Here is a 16,460-nt window from a genome sequence, read left to right as displayed (position 1 = left end):
AGGTCAAACTGGACCAGCTGTGAGGGGAGTATTCCTTCGCGGCGGTGTCGTCAGCACGGTGGCCTTCGCGGGCCCCCGGCACCGTCGGCCGGTTTCGCACCGGCGGAAGAGACCTCCGGTTAGTTGCTGCTGTGCACTATCCGGAGGGTTGGTTACATGTCTGTTCCCCTGTGGCTATGGATCGCCACGGTCGGCGGTCTGCTCGCGTTGATCGCGCTCGACCTGGTCATCGTCGATCGCAAGCCACATGAGGTCACCACCGGCGAAGCCGCCAGGTGGGTCGTCTTCTACGTCGCGGTGGCCGTCGCCTTCGGCATCGGCGTCTGGGTCTTCGCCGGACACGACCCCGGGGTCCAGTTCTTCACCGGGTACATCACCGAGTACTCGCTGAGCGTGGACAACCTGTTCATCTTCATGATCATCATGACGTCGTTCAAGGTGCCCGCGATCCACCAGCACCGCGTGCTGCTGATCGGCATCCTGCTCGCGCTCGCCATGCGCAGCGTGTTCATCGCCGTGGGCGCCGCGCTGATCGCGCAGTTCGTCTGGGTCTTCTTCCTCTTCGGTGCCGTCCTCATCTGGACCGCGATCAGCATGGTCCGCAACAAGGACGAAGAAGAGGAGTACGAGGAGAACGCCCTCACCCGCTGGGTGCGCAAGCTCTTCCCGGTCACCGAGGAGTGGCACGGCCACAAGTCCTTCGTGAAGAAGGACGGCAAGCGCTGGATCACCCCGATGTTCCTGGTGATCGTCGCCATCGGCAGCGCGGACCTGCTGTTCGCCGTCGACTCGATCCCCGCCATCTTCGGTATCACGCAGGAGGCCTTCCTGGTCTTCACCGCCAACGCGTTCGCGCTGATGGGCCTGCGCCAGCTGTACTTCCTGCTCGGTGGCCTGGTGACCAAGCTGGTGTACCTGTCCTACGGCCTCGCGGTGATCCTCGCCTTCATCGGCGCCAAGCTGTTCCTGCACGCGCTGCACGAGTACCACGTCGTCCCGGACTGGCTGGACATCAACAACTGGGTCTCCCTGGGTGTCATCGTCGTGGTCCTGACCGTGACGACGCTGGCCAGCCTCGCGAAGGCGAAGAAGTTGGAAGCCGCTGAGCAGGAGTCTTCAATCAGTAGTTAGAGCTGCTAAGGATCGGGTACCGTCGGGGCCGTGCGTCCCGTTGACATCGAAGCCCTGACGGTCCCCGGCATCCTCGCGCTGCACGGCGACCTGCTGCTCACCGCGGTGAGCAGGCCTGATCTGAAGACGAACAGCTACCGCTCCGGCCTGCGCAGGGTCGACCTGGGCGGTGGCGGGGAAGGACCCTGGACCCACGGGGCCAAGGACTCCGCCCCCGCCGTCTCGCCGGACGGCCGGTGGGTCGCGTTCCTCCGCGCGGGAGAGGGCTCCGGGCGTGTGGCCAAGCCGCAGGTGCACGTGATGCCCGCGGCCGGCGGCGACGCGAAGCGGATCACCGATCTCCCCCTCGGCGCGGGCGCGCCGGTCTGGGCGCCGGACTCCCGCCGCGTCGCCTTCGTCGCCCGAGTGCCGGAAGCCGGCCGCTACGGCACCGAGAACGCGGACGGCGAAACGCCGGAGCCGGGTGAAGAAGCGCCGCGGCACATCAAGAACCTCTTCTACCGCGTCGACGACGCCGGATTCCTCAACGACCGTCCACAACGTCTGTTCGTCGTGGACACCGCGGCCGCGCTGGACGAGGAAGCACCCGCCGAGCTCACGCCGCTGACCGACGACCGGGCCGACGTCGACCATCCTTCGTGGACGGACGACGGCGAGCACGTCCTGTTCACCGCCCCGCGTGACTGGGCCGCCGAGGACACCGTCCGCTCGGACGTCTACGCCGTACCCGCGGGCGGTGGCGAACCCCGGCTGCTGGTCCGGTCACTGGGCACGGCGGACCGCCCGGTCGTCGCGCCGGACGGTTCGATCCTCTTCTACGGCACCGAGTTCTCCGGCCAGGAGGAGATCGCCCGCAACACCGGGCTCTGGCAGGCGCCCTGGCCCTCCGGTGCCGAGCCGTCGGCCCCGCGGCGGCTGACCGACGTCGAGACGGTGGACTGCGACAACGCGGCGAGCGCTCCGGTCGTCGTCGGCGACGAGGTCCTCGTCGTGGTCCGCACCCGCGGCGCCGCCGAACTGCGCGCCGTGCCCCTCGACGCCGAACTGGCCGAGCTGAAGTCGTTGCGGCACCTGGCGGGCGAGCGCACCGTGGTGAAGTCCTTCGCCGTCGACGGCGACCGGATCGTCGCGGTGATCGGCACGCCCGAGAGTTCCGGCGACGTCGTCCTGCTGTCGGACGGGGAGCCGCGTGTGCTCACCGACTACTCGAAGGCGTTGCGGGACACCGGGATCCTGCCGCTGGAGGAGCTGGACACGACCGCCCCCGACGGCTATCCGGTCCACGGCTGGATCGTCCGGCCCGAGGGCGACGGGCCGCATCCGGTGGTCCTGATGGTCCACGGTGGACCGTTCGCGCCGTACGAATGGAAGGTCTTCGACGAGGCGCAGGTGCTCGCCGCCGCGGGCTACGCCGTCGTACTGGGGAACCCGCGCGGTTCCGCCGGCTACGGCGAAAGCCACGGACGGAGCATCGTCCACGGTTTCGGCACCGTGGACGCGGACGATCTGCTGGCCTTGCTGGACGAAGCGCTCAAATTGCCCAATCTGGACAGTGATCGCGTCGGCGTCATGGGCGGCTCGTATGGCGGCTTCATGACCAGCTGGCTCGCCGCACACCACGGCGGCCGGTTCCGCGCCGCGTGGAGCGAGCGCGCGGTCAACGCCTGGGACTCGTTCGTCGGCAGTTCCGACATCGGCTGGTTCTTCGCCGGCGGTTACGTCGGTGACGACCCCGAGGAGCAGCGCAAGCGCAGCCCGTTGACCTACGCGGGGAAGATCGACATCCCGTTCATGGTCGTGCACTCCGAGCAGGACTGGCGCTGCCCGCTGGAGCAGGCGCAGCGGATGTACGTGGCCTTGCGGCAGAACGGCGTCGCGGCCGAGTTCCTGCTGTTCCCCGGCGAGGGACACGAACTCACGCGGTCGGGTCTGCCCCGGCACCGGGTGCAGCGGTTCGACGCCGTGCTTGAGTGGTGGGGCCGCCACCTCTGATCTCTCGGGTCACCGGATGCCATGAAAGGTCCTTTCCTTGCAAATTTCGCAAGGAAAGGACCTTTCATGGCATCGGTCAGCTCAGCAGCGTGTAGTTCAGCTCTTCGCAGACCCGGCCCAGCGGGACGTCCAGCCCCGGATGGTCCAGGGGGAGCAGCACGTCGGGCGCGACCGGCAGCGAGTTCCCGGCGGGCGGGTCCCACAGCGCGAGCGCGGGGCCGCCGGAGTCCATGGACGACCGGTACCAGACGCCGTCGAGGTCGCCGAACGCGGCGCGGATGGCGCGGGCCCAGGCCTGGGTGATCTTCTTCGGGCCGCTGGAGATCTCCTGCGAGGCGCCGACGCGGGTCGGCCACAGGCCGGCGAGGTCGAGCAGCCGCAGCGTGCGGGTCGGCCGGACGACCACCAGCCGAGGGCCGCGGGATTTGCGGTCGACCGTCGACGTGGTCTGGAAGACCTCCGCGATGCTGGTGCGCACGGTGAGCCCGAAGTACAGGACGCCGTTGCCGGGGTCGGTGACCGGGCGACCGCCGCGACCGGGGGTCTGCGGGTCGAAGCGGCCGTGCGGGAGCGGGCCGCTGTAGCGGAACGAATTCCACTGCTGGGGGTGGTTGCCGTGCGCGGTGAAGATCCTGACCAGCCTGGTGCCGGGGTGCACCGTCACCACGTCGTTGGTGCGATGCAGCTCCTTGACCAGGACAGAGCGTGCGGGCGGCAGGGGGAGCCGGGCCATACCTCGGGAGTCGTCCGTCCTTGTCGGGTGATCTTGCTCGGTGGGGTCAGCCTACGGCCTACCCCCGACTGAAATTCCGTCGTCGGGCAAGGATCTCAGAACGGCGAGCCCAGCGTGGCCACCAGTCTCGCGACGTGCTCGGGATCGCCGCCGGAGAGAAGCCATTGACGCGGGGTGGCGGGATGCTCGTTGATCACCAGATCGGCCTGCGGGGTGCTCATGAACGCGGCGACGACGAGGGCGGGCTGGTCCTCGGGAACGGCACGCAGCACGACCTCCAGACCGGGCAGCACCCCGGAGCCGGCGAACTGCCAGGCGGGCAGCCGCCAGCCCTGGTCCTTCCAGCCGGTGAGCCTGCCCTCCTTCAGGCGGTGCCGGATACGGCTGTCGTCCACGCCCAGCGTTTTCGCCGCTTCCAGCACGCTGAGCGCCGAATCGGCGAGCACGGCGTGCGCGGCGACCGTCCGGGCACGGAAGTCCGGCTCGTCCTCGCCACGAGGGGAGAGGTCCAGGCCGACGTCGGTGAGTGCGGCCCGCTGGTCCGCCGAGAAGTAGTGCGACGGGTCGGGGTTCGGTGGGGTCAGCCTCCGCGCCGCGTCCTCGACGAGGTTCAGGAACTCGTTGGCGTCGACCTTCAGGCCCGCCTTGGCGAGAACGTTCTCGAGCGCTATCGACATAGCGCCCAGGGTAACGCGTCTGTGCGGGTTCGTGCGGTCTCATCTCGATTTCGTGGGTGAATTCACCAGAGATGAACACAGAGCGCACGGAATCCAACACGTGCAGTAGGGAATATCGCCATAGTGTGCCCGGAACGGGCGAGCTTGTCCAGGACTTCGGCTTGACAGGTCGTAAGCGGGAATTTACCGTCCGAAAGGTAAACGATTTCTTCCCACCGCTTCGGAGAACCCGGCTGGTGTGGGGCCGGCTTGGGGGAACAAGGGGGTGGGGCGTTCCTGGGCGGCCGGTGCGAACCGGTCGCCCAGGCACGTCGTGTACCCGGGTCAGTCGCGACGTGAGCTCCGGCGCACGATCAGCTTCGCCTGCAGTGTGGTCGTCGTGGCCTTGCGCGTGCTGTCGCCGATGCGGGCGAGCAGCAGTTCGGCGGCGACGCGGCCCACCTCGTTCGCGGGCTGCGCGACCACCGTCAGCGGGGGATCGATCAGCGTCGTCCACGGCGCGTCGTCGAACGACACGATCCCGATGTCCTGTCCCGATCGCAGACCGCGTGAGGCCAGTGCCTCCAGGACGCCGATCGCCATCGTGCTGTTGCCGATCAGCAGCGCGTCCGGCGGTTCGGGCTCGTCGAGCAGGCTGAGCGCGGCGAGCCTGCCGCCCTCGGCGCGGAACTCGGCCCGCCGGGTGAGCGCGTTCCCCTCGCCGACGGCGTCGGTGTAGCCGGCCAGCCGGTCCTCGGCCGTGCGCACCCCGGGCGGCCCGCTGACGCAGGCGACCCGCCGGTAGCCGCCGTCGAGCAGATGCCGGGTCGCGTCGCGGGCGGCGAGCCGGGTGTCGACCAGCACCTGGTCGCCGGTGTTCTCCAGCAGCGGCCGGTCGACGGCGACCACGGGTGTGCCGCGTTCGGTCAGCCGGTCGACGTTGGTGGCCCGGCCGGTGGGGGAGAGCACCACGCCGGCGACCCGCTCCTGGAGCGCGACGTCGATGTAGCGCCGCTCCTTCTCCTCGTTGTCGTCGGCGTTGCACAACACCACCGAGTAGCCCGCGGTCTGCGCGATGTCCTCCACGCCCCGGGCGATCGCGGTGAAGAAGGGGTTCTCCACGTCGGAGATGATGAGCGCGAGGACCGCGGTCTCCTGACGGCGCAGATTCCTCGCGAGACCGTTCGGGTGATAGCCCAATTCCGCGGCGGCGGCCTGCACCCGTGCCGCGAGTACCGGGTCCACAGTGGACTTCCCGTTCAGCGTCCTCGACACGGTCGCCGTCGAGACACCGGCCTTCGCCGCCACGTCGTTGATGGTGGCCACCGTGACCTCCCCTTCTGCAGGTGTATTGACACCTTCGCACGGGAAGAATAGCTTGACCGACAATCGTTACCATCCGCTGATCGCGCTACTCGCGTGCGGGAGTTCGGAGGGGTCGTGGGGGAACCGGGCCTGGTGCTCGGCGTCGACATCGGCACTTCGAGTTCCAAAGGTGTCCTCGTCGATTCCCGGGGCGCCGTGGTGGCGCGGGCTTCCCGGCCGCACGAGACCTCCAGGCCCCGTCCCGGCTGGTTCGAACACGACGCGGAAACCGTGTGGTGGCAAGACTTCCTCTCACTGGCGAGAGAGCTTTCGACGGGCGCGGAGGATCATCCCATCATCGGGGTGTCGGTCAGCGGGATCGGGCCGGTGCTGCTACCCGCCGACGCTTCCGGGAAACCGTTGCGCCCCGCGATCCTTTACGGCGTCGACACCCGCGCATTCGACGAAATCCGCGAATTGAACCGGGAATTCGGCGAAGAATCCATTGTGGAACGCGGCGGGAGCGCGCTCGGCTCGCAGGCCGTCGGGCCGAAATGGCGCTGGCTGGCCAAGAACGAGCCGGACGTGTTCGAACGGGCGAAGCTCTTCTTGATGGCGAGTTCGTTCCTCGTCCTGCGCCTGACCGGCGAGTACGTCCTCGACCATCATTCCGCGAGCCAATGCGATCCGATGTACGACCTGCGCGAGGCCCGCTGGGCGGCCGACCGGGTCGCCGCGATCGCCCCCGGCATCGACCTGCCCAGGCTCGCGTGGCCGACCGAGGTGGTCGGCTCGGTCACCGCCGAGGCGGCGGCGGAAACCGGCCTGCCGCAAGGGATCCCGGTGACGGCGGGCACGGTGGACGCCTGGGCCGAGGCGACCAGCGTCGGGGTCACCGCGCCCGGCGACACGATGCTCATGTACGGCACCACGATGTTCCTGGTCCAGATGCTCTCCGATCCGCGCCCCGGCCAGGGGTTGTGGACGACCCGCGGCGCTTTCCCCGGTACCTATTCGCTCGCGGCGGGGATGGCGACGTCCGGTGCGATCACCGACTGGCTGCGAGAGCTCTTCGGCGGCGAGTTCGGCGAACTGGCCGCGGCGGCGGGCGAGGTCCTGGCGGGCAGTCGCGGATTGCTGATGCTGCCGTACTTCGCGGGAGAACGGACACCGGTGCCGGATCCGGACGCGAGGGGCGTTATCGCCGGGCTCACCACTTCCCACGATCGTGCCGAGCTGTACCGCGCGGCGCTGGAAGGAACGGCGTACGGGGTGCGGCACAACCTGGAAGCCATGCGGGAGGCCGGTGGCGGCACGGGCCGCTTCGTCGCCGTCGGCGGTGGGACACAAGGCGGTGTGTGGACGCGGATCGTCAGCGACGTCGCTCGGATCGACCAGGAGATCCCCGCGGAGACCATCGGTGCCGCGTTCGGGAACGCCGTTCTCGCGTCCGTCGCCCTGGGCCGGGAACCGGATGTCGAAGCCTGGAACCCCGTCGCCGAAATCGTCCGTCCGGGCGCGGACGCCGATGTCTACGACGAGTTCTATCCGCATTACCGCGCGCTGTACGAGTCCACAGTGGACATCGCTCACTTCCTGGCGCGGAAGAACTCGCTCGCCTTCAGCCCGGAGAACTCCCGGCAATCCCGGCTCAAGTGAGCTTGGTCGGCGTAGCCCGCCGAGAACGCCAGCGAGGCGAGATCCGGGGCTGATCCCGCGAGACCGATGGCGCGCTGGAACCGGCTGACCCGCAGGTAGGTCGCCGGACCGTAGCCCACCGCGAGGGTGAACCGCCGCCGCAGCTGCCGCTCCCCGGTGGTGAACGGCGCCAACGCGGCGGACACCCTGGGCGGCCCGTCGTCCAGTCTGGCGATCAGCTCCGAGACCTCCCGGTCGGCCCGTCCGGCACGGCGCCGCGCGACGACGTCGGTCAGCGAAGCGGCGCCGGAGAGCACCTGCTCGGCCAGCAGTTCGCCTTCCTTGCCCCAGAGGTCGGCGAGGGGGACACGCTGATCACGCAACTCGTCGGCGCCGAGCCCCAGGACCTCGCCGGCCCTGCCCGGGACGAACCGGACGCCGCGTGCCCGTTCGCCGGTCTCCCAGGTCCAGGGCGCCGTGTCCGGCCCGGCGACGAAGACCTCGCCGCCGCATTCCACGAGGTCCACGCAGCAGTCGGGCACGATCCGCTTCGGCGCTCCGCCCGCTTCCTCCCACAGGCAGCGCACCACGTCGTCCAGGCCGGGCGCCGTCGTCTCCCGATACACGGTTTGTCATGATGCCCCGGGGCCACGACAGAATCAGGCCGCGTCCGACACGGGCTCGTCGATTGAGGCGGTGTCACTCAAAGTGAGCTATTCGGCTCACTGTGTTTACGCCGATCGCCCCATGACCAGGCACTCCCCACTCACTGGGACACCCAAAAGGGTGAATATCGGGTTTCTTCCCGATAACGGCTAACGCGGAGTCACCTTCGAGCGAGAAGTAGTCGACGCACTCGACGGAAGTGCGCTCGGACGAGAGAAGACCTCTCCATGGGTGTTCCCACCGCGACCCCTCCGGCATCGGCGCCGGAGCAGGGTGCCCCCGGCAGGCTGAAGCCGCTGGGGACCGTCGTGGTCGTGCTCGGGGTGGTGGCCGTCGCCGTCACTCTGACCAGTTACATGCTGCCGAAGGCTTCACGCCCGGTGCAGAGCCCGCCCGCGCCGCGGGTCGAGCAGGCCGCGGCCGCCGTGCGCACCGTGATCCACTCGGTCGTCTACGAACTTTCCGGTGCGAAGGGCGCCCAGAACGTCACCTATGTCGCGCAGGGTTCCGAACTCCTGCAGAAGACCGACGTGCTGACGCCGTGGAGTACCACCTTCGAGCGCGAGAGCCAGGAAGGCCGCGACGAGTTCTACAGCCTCTCCGCGCAGGGTTCGGGCAGCGGCGCGTTGCGGTGCCGGATCCTCGTCGACGGCGAGGTCGTCAGCGACCGCACCGCCCCTGCCCCTGGTGCACCGGTGACCTGCACGTCTTAAGGCAGGATCATCCGGGTGACGGATGGTGCGATCGAGTTCGGCCCGGTGCTCGCCGTGGTCCTGGCCGTGCTGGCGATCTTCGGCGCGGCGGTGGTGCAATTCGGGCGGCTGGGACAGGGCAAGGCGGTGCTGTTCGCGGCCGCGCGCGCCGTCGTCCAGCTCGCCGCCGTGTCGCTGGTGATCGTCGGGATCCTGAAATCGGGCTGGCTGACCGGCGGTTTCGTGCTGCTGATGTTCACCATCGCGGCGGTCACCTCCGCACGGAGGATCGGCGTGGCGAAGGATCTCGCGTGGGTCGCGCTCGCCATCGCGTCCGGGGTGGTCCCGGTGCTGACGCTCGTGCTCGCGACCGGGGTGGTCCCATGGCGGCCGATCGCCGTCGTGCCGATCGCCGGGATCGTCATCGGCGGCGCGATGTCCGCGACCTCGCAGGCGGCGAGGCGGGCTCTGGACGAACTCGTGTCCCGGCACGGCGAGTACGAAGCCGCGCTGGCACTGGGTTTCCTTCCCCGCCCGGCCGCGCTGGAGATCTGCCGCCCCTCGGCGGGGCACGCGCTGATCCCCGCGCTCGACCAGACCCGGACCGTCGGCCTGGTGACCCTGCCCGGCGCCTACGTCGGTGTCCTCCTCGGTGGCGCCGGGCCGGTGCAGGCCGGGGTGACGCAGGTGCTCGTGCTGATCGGGCTGCTGGCCGCCGAGGCGGTCGCGGTCCTGGTCGTCGTGCACCTGGTCGCGGCGGGCCGGATCAGCCGAAAGGCGACTGAAGATGCGACGTGTCGTTGAACCGCCGCACCATCCAGTTCTCGCCAGACACCACCAGATGGGAGATCGAGCCGTTGTCCGCGCCGAGGAAGGCGAACCGGTTCTTCGCACCGCTCGCCTGAGCGAAGACCTCGCCGATGACACCGCCGTGGGTGAACACGGCGATCCTGCGGTCCGGGTTGGCCGCCGCGAGCCTGCCGATGGCCGCCTTGATCCGCCCGCCGAACGACTCCATCGTCTCCGCGCCGGGGATGACGTCCCAGCGCTGTTCGCGCCACAGCTCTTCGACGATCGGATGACCTTCGTGGGTGTAGCGCCGGAAGAGGCCGTTCTCCCAGTCTCCGAGGTGGATCTCCCGCAGGTCCGGCTCGACCTCCGGGGTGAGCCCGAGCTTCGCCGCCAGCGGTGCCGCGGTCTGCGGCGTCCGGCGCAGCGTCGTCACGTACAGCGCGGAGATCCGCTCGTCCGCCAGGCGGCGGCCCACCCGCTCGGCGTGGTCCCTGCCCTCCGGCGCGAGATCCGGATCGGCCTGCCCGTCGACGAGTTCGAACGGGTTGTCGCCCTTCGCCGGGGCCGATTCACCGTGGCGGACAAGGAAGATCTCGGTCGCGCCCGGCGGAGGTGAGAACCGGTGCTGGCGGTATTCGACTTCCTGCTCAGGGGTACTCATACCCCGGACCCTACCCAGGTCGTGTCCGGTGAGTCTTGTTCGCAGTCTTCGCGCCCAGGCGGTCCCTGACGGCACGGGCGGATGCGGCCGAGTACGACCCGGTACGAGGCCGATCCGCCCGTACCATCAGGAACCACCTGGATCACGAAGCCCATCGAACAAGACTCACCGGACACGACCTTCAGCCGAGCTGTTTGTCCACGAAACACCAGCGCCACGTCTCGCCGGGCTCGTGGCTGCGCATCACCGGATGCAGGGTGTCGTGGAAATGTTCGGTCGCGTGTTTGCCCGGCGAGGAGTCGCAGCAGGCGACGTTCCCGCATTTGACGCATTCACGCAGGTGCACCCAGGTCATCCCGTTCTCGACGCAGACCGCGCACACGTCGGGGGAGCTGGGCTCGACCGGCGGCCAGTTCTTGGTCAGATGTTTGCAGGATCCCGCCGTCGCGGCGGGGGTGCGCAGTTCCCGATCGGAGTCCGGCACGGTCTCCTCCTCCCTGTCCAGCATGGATTCCTCGATGTCGAGGCGTTCGAGGATCCGGCGCAGGACGTCATCATCGGCCATTCCGGAGTCGCGCGCCTCCAGGAACTTCTCGCGTTCGACTTCGAGCAGCCTCAGCCGCAGCCGCCGGTACGCGTCGCTCGGTGTTTCGGTCAGCGCGCTCTGCCTGCCGAGTTCCTCCCACGCCGAGTCCGAGCGGTGCTGGAGCCGGCTGCGCAGCCGCTCGACGATGTCTTCCGGATCCTCGGGGGTCCGGATCTTCTCCAGCTCTTCGAGCGCGGCCCTCGTCATGTCGTGGAGCACGGCCGCCTCCTGCAGCGCGTCCTCGGCCGGATCGGGCGGCGGCAGTTTCAGCCGGCGGACCAGCACCGGCAGCGTCGTCCCGTGCAGCAGCAGTGTTCCCGCCACCACCACGAACGCGACCAGCACCAGCACGGCCCGCTGCGGGGTGTCCGCCGGCAGCACGAACGCCGCCGCGAGCGTGACGACGCCGCGCATCCCCGCCCAGGCGATCACGGCCGAGTACCGCCACGGCCAAGCGTGTCGGCGGAACACCCGGCGCGCCAGGCCGATCCCCGCCATCCAGACGATCCGGGTGACGATCGTCGCGGCCAGCGTGGCGGCGCAGATCAGGATCAGTTCCAGCGCGGTCAGCCCGCTGTCGCCGACCTCGGTCATGATCCGGCGGACCTGCAGCCCGATCAGCAGGAAGACGATGTTCTCCAGCAGGAACTGGATGGTCTGCCAGTTCAGCCTGCTGGCCAGCCGCGAGCGGCCGGAAAGCATGCTCGGTGCCTTGTGCCCGAGGATCAGCCCAGCGACGACCACGGAGATCACGCCGGAACCATGGATCGCCTCGGCGGCCAGATAGGCGACGAACGGCACCACCAGCGAAAGCGCGGTGTCGGTGACCGGATCCTCGAGCCGGGTACGGATCAGCGCGGCGAGCGCGCCGACAGCGAACCCGATCACCAGGCCGCCGCCCGCGGCCAGGAGGAAATCGCCGCCGACCTGCAGCAGGCTGACCGAACCCGCGATGGCTGCGATGGCGGTCCGCAACGCGACCAGCGCGGCCGCGTCGTTGAACAGGCTTTCGCCCTCCAGCAGCCGGGTCAGCTTGCGCGGCATCCCGACCTTGCGGGCGACGGCGGTGGCCGCGACCGCGTCCGGCGGCGCGACCACCGCGCCGATCGCGAGCCCGGCGGCCAGCGGCAGACCGGGGATCACCAGCCACGCCACGACCCCGACCGCGGCCGTGGTGAAGATGACGAGCCCCACCGACAACAGCAGGATCGGCCCGCGGTTGCGGCGGAAGTCGATGAGCGACGTGCGGATCGCGGTGGCGTACAGCAGCGGGGGCAGCAACCCCAGCAGCACGACCTCCGGGTCCAGTTCGTACTCCGGGACGCCCGGCACGTACGAGGCGACGACCCCGACCGCGATCAGGCACAGCGGCGCCGACCAGTCGAGTTTCCGCGCCGCGGCGGTGACCAGGAGGACGGCCACCACCAGTGCCACGAGTTCTACCGCGATCTCCACGCCGCTCATCATCACCCGGGAGGCTCAGGGCGCGCGCACCGAGGCCCGGCTACCGCTCTTCGAAACGCACCAGATTGCCCGCCGGATCGCGGAAAGAGCAGTCGAAGGCGCCGTAGGACTGCCGGACCGGTTCCTGGACGACGTCGGCACCCGTCGCCTGGATACGGTCGAAGGTGTCGATCAGGTCGGGGGTGGACAGCACGATGATCCCGTGGACGCCCTTGGCCATCAGTTCGGCGATCGTCGCGCGCTCCTCGTCGGTGAGCTCCTGATCGGCCGCGAGCGGCCGGAGCACGAGCGACGTCCCCGGCTGCCCCGGCGGGCCGACCGTGGCCTGGAGCGGGCCCTCGTCCCGCACTTCGAAGCCCAGGATGTCGCGATAGAAGGAAACCGAAGCCCCGAGATCGTCCGCGGGTAGGTAAGACGCCTGAATCGAGAGGGTCATACGACTCAAGGTAGGTCGGCGCGCGGCGGCGTCGCTTCTCGATTCCTGATCGGTCGCATGACCTGTTTGACGACGCAGCCGGGCATGCCCCGGCCGTCTTCCGCGGCCTGCTTGCGGTACGCGCTCGGCGAGATGCCGACCAGTTCGGAGAACCGCGTGCTGAACGTGCCCAGCGACGAGAAACCGACGTCGAAGCAGACCTCGGTGACCGACATGTCCCCGCGCCGCAACAGCATCATGGCCCGCTCGATCCGGCGGGTCATCAGATAGCTGTAGGGCGATTCGCCGTACGCGGCCCGGAACTCGCGGCTCAGATGCCCGGCGGAGACGTGCACGCCGCGCGCCAGGGCTTCGACGTCCAGTGGCTGCGCGTAGTCGCGATCGATCCGGTCGCGGACGCGGCGCAGCATCGCGAGATCCCGCAGGCGCGGGTCGGGTTTGCCGGTCACCCGGAAAGCGTAACCCACGCCAGACGCCGAAAGGCCCCCTTCACCGGGCGGCGAAGGGGGCCTTCTCAGGCGACTCCCGGACTAGAGGGTGATCTTGTCGACGTTGGGACCGCCGTTCGCCGTGGTGGCGACGGCCTTGATCTTGTTGACTCCAGCCGCCAACGTCACCTTGACGGTTCTCGTCGTCCAGTTCGGCCAGGCCCCGGTGCCGCCGAAGCCGACGCCGGACGCGCTGATCGAGCCGTTGACGGAGAAGTCGAGCGGCCGGTTCGCCGTCGTGCCGTTGGCGTACCGGACGACGACGTCGTAGGTGCCCGCGGCGGGCACGTTCACCGTCCACTCGACCGAGCTGCCCGCCACGTTGTCGTAGTTGACGAACCCGGTGCCGGTGAACCCGGCGTGGTTGGACTCCACCGCGCCCTGGTCGATCGTGGCGTCCTCCGCCTGGTAGTCGACCGGGTCGCTCGGGCCGGAGCCGTCGGCCGGAACGGTCTGCGTCCCGGTGTTCCAGCCCAAGACCCGCACCGAAGGCTTCGAGCCCTTGAGGTCGGCTGTGCGGTACTTCGCGGTCAGCGTGGTCGTTTCACCAGGCCAGAGGCTGACCGCGTTGTCGTTCCACTCCACCGGCAGCACCGGCTTGCCCGCGGCGTCCACGACCTTCGAGTCGACGTAGAACGCCGGGAGCTTGCCGCCCGAGGTGTTCTTCAGCGTCACGGTGGTCGTGGTGGTGCCGTCGGCACCGGCGACCGACTTCGCCGTCGCGCTGACGGCGGCCTGGCCGAGGTTCTTCAGCCCGGTCAGATCGGCGTAGCCCGACTGGGGTGTGTAGTACCAGTCGCTGCCGCCCCAGTTCAGCGTGTCGGCCTTGGTGGAGAGCCAGTACACGTTGCGGCTGACCTCCTTGCCGGACGAGTCGGTGAGGACGAGCTTCGCGAGGTAGGTGCTCGACAGCCCGCTCACCGCCGGGACGGTGACCGCGGTGGCCTTGGCGCCCAGCGCGCCGACCGACAGCCCGGTCTTGGTGTTGCTGTACTTCTCGGTGCCGTCGAGGTTGTACAGCTTCGTGGTCGCCGTCAGCCCGCTCACCGCGTTCGACGTCTGGTTGATCACCACGACCGAGCGATTGTCGTGCGAGTACTGGATGTGCAGCGGCTCGTTGGCCTTCTTCGCCCCGTAGTAGGCGCCGTTCTGGTCCATGTAGGCGTCGAACAGCTGCCAGTGCAGCGAGGTCCACGGGCTGTTGAGCATCCAGTAGATCAACCCGGTCGACGGGTTGGTCGAGTCGGTGTAGTTGCGCGAGTGCGACTCGAATTCGGCGCGGACGTTCTCGTACTGCGCGAGCTGCGCTTTCCGCACGAAGTCGTTCAGGTCGGCGGGTGCGCCGTAGCGCTTGGTGAGCGCGTTCCCGAACAGCTTCAGGTTCCCGAAGGTCTCCGAGGACGAGCGGTGGTACTGCGCGGCCGACGGATCCTTCCACATCGTTTCCAGCTCAGCGGGCGACATCATCCGCTTCAACGTGTCCATCGTCGGGATGTCGACGCCCGCGCTGGTCTCGGAGTTGAAGCTCCACGCGCCGCCGCGCTCCTTTTGCGACTTGTCGTACCAGTAGACGGGCGGGACGTAGTCGTACGGACCGTTCATCTTCATCCCCGAAGCACCCGTGATCGGGGACGGCCGCTTCGACGCGGACGGGATGACCGGCGGCAGGAAGTCGGCGGCCTTCATCGCGTCGAGGTAGCCCTGCTCGATCCGCTTGTCCGGCGCGAAGTCGGAGCCGATGTGGAACGAGATGACGCTCGGGTGGTCACGCAGGCGCTCGGCCTCGGAGAACATCGACGCCTTGGCGATCGGGTAGTCCGACTCGACCCACGGCTCGCCCTTCTCCTCGCCGTTGACCTGGCCTTCCCACTTGTCGCAGCATTCCCAGCCGGGCATGGTCAGCACGCCGAGGTCGTCGGCGAGGTCGAAGAACTCGTCCGGCTCGATGTGGCCTTCCAGCCGGACGGTGTTGAGCCCGAGGTTCAGGACGTACTTGAGCTTGTCGGCCGCCGCGGTCTCGTTCCAGCGCAGGAACAGGTCCGGCGTGTAGCCGCCACCGCGGATCAGCAGCGGTTTGCCGTTGACGCTGTACTGCCGCGCGCCGCTGGAGTTCAGCGGCGCCTTGACGTCGCGGACACCGAACTTCGACTTCGAGGCGTCCGACGGCGTGCCGCCGACATTCGCGGTGAGGTCGAGTTCGTATCGGTGCTGTCCGCCCATTCCGGCGGGCCACCACAGGTTGGGCTTGTCGAGACCGACGATGGGGAAGGTGACGGTCTTGCGTTCCTTCGCGGCCAGCGAGACGGTCTGGCTGACCGGCTTGCCCGCGACCGTGCCGGCGACGGTGGTCTGCACCGCGCCCGCCGAGTCGTTGCGGACGTCGGCCTTCACCGTGAGGTCGGCGTGGTCGAGCGACGAGTTCAGCTTCTGGACGACGTGGGCGCTGCGCAGCGCGACCGGGCCGCCGCGCCGGACGAGGACGTCGCGCACGATGCCCATGTTCTGGTCCGGCGGGGTCTGTGCCCAGTCGATCCAGCCCATCGAGAGGTCGTTGTTGGGGTCGTTGGGGTAGACCTTGAACGCGACACTGTTGACGCCCTGGCGCACGTGCTCGGTGATGTCCAGGTCGTGGCGGGTGTAGGCGCCGTTGACCTGGTCCTTCGTCGCGATCCGGGTGCCGTTGACCCAGACGTCGGCCTTGGAGAGCACGCCGCTGAAGTCGAGGTACGTGCGCTTCGAGGTGTCCTCGACGTTCAGATCCGTGCGGTACCACCACGGCACCGCGAACTGCGCGGTCGGGACGTTCTTCATGTTCGTCGAATAGAACGGGTCGGCGTACTTGCCGTTCTGCAGCAATCCGGCGTAGACCGTCGAACGCGACGACACCGGGTACCAGCCGGCGGTGGGGAAGCCCGGCTTCGACACCGCCGAATCATCGCTGACCTGCGCCGAAGACTGGATCACGAAGCCGGGGATCGGGGTGGCGTCGCCTGCAGCACCGACGGACAGCGGGGCGGTCACCTCCGCGCCGGTGGCGACGGGGGCGGTGGTCACCCCGCAGACCGCGGCGGCCAGCGCGGTGACGGTCATGGCCAGTAACGGGATCCGGGTTCTCTTCTGCCGAAAACTCACGAGCGCGCCTCCTCGGGCACACGGCGGCGGACCTGGGCGGAAATCGTTAAGAAAGTTCCCTAACAATGTTGGGGGAGATAGTAGCCGT

At 68.9% G+C, this 16,460-nt stretch carries 14 protein-coding genes; 5 read left to right on the top strand and 9 right to left on the bottom strand.

Translation table 11 applies throughout. The annotated features are described in order from the left end of the window. The first annotated feature begins 156 nt into the window (after positions 1-156). Positions 157-1,131: a TerC/Alx family metal homeostasis membrane protein gene (locus tag DMC64_RS21000; protein WP_037345515.1), complete on the top strand. Its 975-nt coding sequence runs from the start codon at positions 157-159 to the stop codon at positions 1,129-1,131. Between the two features lie 30 nt (positions 1,132-1,161). Further along, complete coding sequence (locus tag DMC64_RS20995) at positions 1,162-3,123, top strand: S9 family peptidase (protein ID WP_125734904.1); 1,962 nt, start codon at positions 1,162-1,164, stop codon at positions 3,121-3,123. A 76-nt stretch (positions 3,124-3,199) separates the two neighbouring features. Here DMC64_RS20995 and DMC64_RS20990 read toward each other — a convergent pair whose 3' ends face one another. From DMC64_RS20990 to DMC64_RS20980, 3 genes are all read right to left on the bottom strand, one after another. Then, complete coding sequence (locus DMC64_RS20990) at positions 3,200-3,856, bottom strand: RES family NAD+ phosphorylase (RefSeq protein WP_007028108.1); 657 nt, start codon at positions 3,854-3,856, stop codon at positions 3,200-3,202. A 95-nt stretch (positions 3,857-3,951) separates the two neighbouring features. Beyond that, a complete protein-coding gene (locus DMC64_RS20985) occupies positions 3,952-4,533 on the bottom strand; it encodes a hypothetical protein (RefSeq protein ID WP_037345518.1) in 582 nt (193 codons plus the stop codon). A gap of 324 nt (positions 4,534-4,857) precedes the next feature. Beyond that, positions 4,858-5,838, bottom strand: a complete 981-nt coding sequence (locus DMC64_RS20980; RefSeq protein WP_037345520.1) for a LacI family DNA-binding transcriptional regulator — start codon at positions 5,836-5,838, stop codon at positions 4,858-4,860. A gap of 114 nt (positions 5,839-5,952) precedes the next feature. Here DMC64_RS20980 and DMC64_RS20975 point away from each other — a divergent pair, with 114 nt between their 5' ends. Beyond that, entirely contained in the window at positions 5,953-7,476 is a 1,524-nt protein-coding gene (locus tag DMC64_RS20975) for an FGGY-family carbohydrate kinase (RefSeq protein WP_125734903.1), read from the top strand. Here the strand turns inward: DMC64_RS20975 and DMC64_RS20970 are convergent. Then, positions 7,407-8,081: a helix-turn-helix domain-containing protein gene (locus DMC64_RS20970; protein WP_125734902.1), complete on the bottom strand. Its 675-nt coding sequence runs from the start codon at positions 8,079-8,081 to the stop codon at positions 7,407-7,409. The two genes, DMC64_RS20975 and DMC64_RS20970, sit on opposite strands and share 70 nt — an antisense overlap. Before the next feature lie 267 nt (positions 8,082-8,348). Here DMC64_RS20970 and DMC64_RS20965 point away from each other — a divergent pair, with 267 nt between their 5' ends. Both DMC64_RS20965 and DMC64_RS20960 read left to right on the top strand, forming a co-directional pair. Beyond that, the gene (locus tag DMC64_RS20965) at positions 8,349-8,834 is read left to right on the top strand and encodes an MmpS family transport accessory protein (protein WP_125734901.1); all 486 of its coding nucleotides are present in this window, start codon (positions 8,349-8,351) and stop codon (positions 8,832-8,834) included. Positions 8,835-8,849: 15 nt separating this feature from the next. Continuing rightward, positions 8,850-9,617, top strand: coding sequence for an ABC transporter permease (locus DMC64_RS20960; protein WP_125734900.1), 768 nt, complete (start codon positions 8,850-8,852; stop codon positions 9,615-9,617). On the opposite strand, the gene DMC64_RS20955 is transcribed toward DMC64_RS20960, so the two are convergent. The 5 genes from DMC64_RS20955 to DMC64_RS20935 all read right to left on the bottom strand — a co-directional run bounded on the left by DMC64_RS20955 (position 9,580) and on the right by DMC64_RS20935 (position 16,372). Then, entirely contained in the window at positions 9,580-10,266 is a 687-nt protein-coding gene (locus tag DMC64_RS20955) for a histidine phosphatase family protein (RefSeq protein ID WP_037345528.1), read from the bottom strand. The two genes, DMC64_RS20960 and DMC64_RS20955, sit on opposite strands and share 38 nt — an antisense overlap. A gap of 181 nt (positions 10,267-10,447) precedes the next feature. Beyond that, positions 10,448-12,316, bottom strand: a complete 1,869-nt coding sequence (locus DMC64_RS20950) for a Na+/H+ antiporter (RefSeq protein ID WP_081976002.1) — start codon at positions 12,314-12,316, stop codon at positions 10,448-10,450. Between the two features lie 40 nt (positions 12,317-12,356). Next, the gene (locus DMC64_RS20945) at positions 12,357-12,752 is read right to left on the bottom strand and encodes a VOC family protein (RefSeq protein WP_037345529.1); all 396 of its coding nucleotides are present in this window, start codon (positions 12,750-12,752) and stop codon (positions 12,357-12,359) included. 5 nt (positions 12,753-12,757) lie between these two features. Continuing rightward, positions 12,758-13,162: a helix-turn-helix transcriptional regulator gene (locus tag DMC64_RS20940; protein WP_198941864.1), complete on the bottom strand. Its 405-nt coding sequence runs from the start codon at positions 13,160-13,162 to the stop codon at positions 12,758-12,760. Between the two features lie 120 nt (positions 13,163-13,282). Continuing rightward, positions 13,283-16,372 (bottom strand): CBM35 domain-containing protein, encoded by a 3,090-nt coding sequence (locus DMC64_RS20935; RefSeq protein WP_199755046.1) that lies wholly within the window; start codon positions 16,370-16,372, stop codon positions 13,283-13,285. Positions 16,373-16,460 lie beyond the last annotated feature (88 nt).

The organism is Amycolatopsis sp. WAC 04197, assembly GCF_003947475.1.
In the GTDB taxonomy this organism is placed as follows: Bacteria; Actinomycetota; Actinomycetes; order Mycobacteriales; family Pseudonocardiaceae; genus Amycolatopsis; species Amycolatopsis japonica.
Note: the sequence above shows the minus strand (reverse complement) of the source record. Positions and strands in the feature narration are given on the sequence as shown.